The organism is Rhodococcus sp. EPR-157, assembly GCF_001647195.1.
Classification (GTDB): Bacteria; Actinomycetota; Actinomycetes; order Mycobacteriales; family Mycobacteriaceae; genus Rhodococcoides.
In genome coordinates, this window is the sequence record NZ_LVCV01000584.1 from 1 (window position 1) to 1292 (window position 1292).

Annotated in this window: 1 protein-coding gene; it reads left to right on the top strand. The window is 59.3% G+C overall.

All coding sequences use genetic code 11. The features are described from left to right. Positions 1 to 70 precede the first annotated feature (70 nt). Positions 71 to 1251 (top strand): IS3 family transposase gene (locus tag A2J03_RS25435; protein ID WP_156520580.1). Its coding sequence is split into 2 segments (ribosomal slippage): positions 71 to 338 and positions 338 to 1251, totalling 1182 coding nucleotides; the frame shifts between segments, so codons are not numbered across the junction. The last annotated feature ends 41 nt before the right edge of the window (positions 1252 to 1292 follow it).

The window sequence follows — 1292 nt, forward strand, 5'->3', positions numbered from 1 at the left end:
TGATCGGCCCAGGGATTTCGGACAGTGGACCCGCTTAGAATAGGGATCTACTGAAATGAGTCCGACCAGCATGAGCAGATCACGGCGATCGTTCTCGGCAGAGTTCAAAGATGAACTGTGCCGTGAGGTGATCGATTCGTCCAAACCGATCAGTGAAGTCGCCAAAGCCTACGGGGTCGGCGACGACAGCCTGCGACGATGGCTCGCCAAGTATCGCGACACCCACGGCAGCGGCGAAGGCAGTGAACTCACTGTGACCGAACGCGCGCGACTGGCCCAGCTCGAACAAGAGAATCGTGAACTTCGTTCTGAGGCAGCATTTTTGAAAAAAGCAGCCTCGTACTTCGCGCGGGAGCCACGGTAGTGGCGAAGTACGAGTTCATCGATTCCTATGTCGCGGACGACTCCGCGGTAGTACCCGTCATCGATCGTTGCCGCTGGCTCGAGGTGTCGACCTCAGGTTTCTACCATTGGCGCAGCAGACCGCAGTCAGCAACGTCGAAACGCCGTGATGCTCTGGCAGGGCAGATTCGAATATTCTTCGACGCGGCGCACGGTACCTACGGGTACCGGCGTATCCACGCCGACCTACGCGCCGCCGGCGTCGAATGTTCCCCGGAGTTGGTTCGTTCGATCATGCGCGAACACGACCTCGTCCCATGTCAGCCGCGTCCGTTTCGGACGACCACGCAATCCGGTGACGACGATGCGGTGCCGGACCTGGTCAAGCGGGATTTCACTGCGGATCGGCCAGGGGTCAAGTTCGTCGGCGACATAACCTACATCCACACCTGGCAGGGGTTCGTGTACTTGGCCACGGTGATCGACTGCTTCTCCCGGAAGGTCGTGGGCTGGTCGATCGCCGATCACATGCGCACCGAGCTCGTCGCAGCCGCCCTCACCAATGCTGCTGCGACCAGCCTGATCGAGCCGGGAGCGATCTTTCACTCCGATCGGGGCAGCGTCTACACCTCGCAGCTCTACCGAGCTCTGGTGGCTACCTTGGGCATGCGGTCCTCGATGGGACGGACCGGTCAATGTTGGGACAACAGCATGGCCGAAAGTTTCTTCGCTGCACTGAAGAACGAATGCGTATATCGCACCGTCTATGCCACGAAATCCCAAGCGCGACAAGATGTCATCCGATACATCGAGGGTTTCTACAATCCTCGGCGCAGGCATTCAGCACTCGACTACCAGGCCCCGAACGACGTCCACTACACTTACCGGCAGCACGTCAACGCGGCCTGAAATTAACCATCTCCAGTGTCCGAAATCCCCGCGGCAGATCA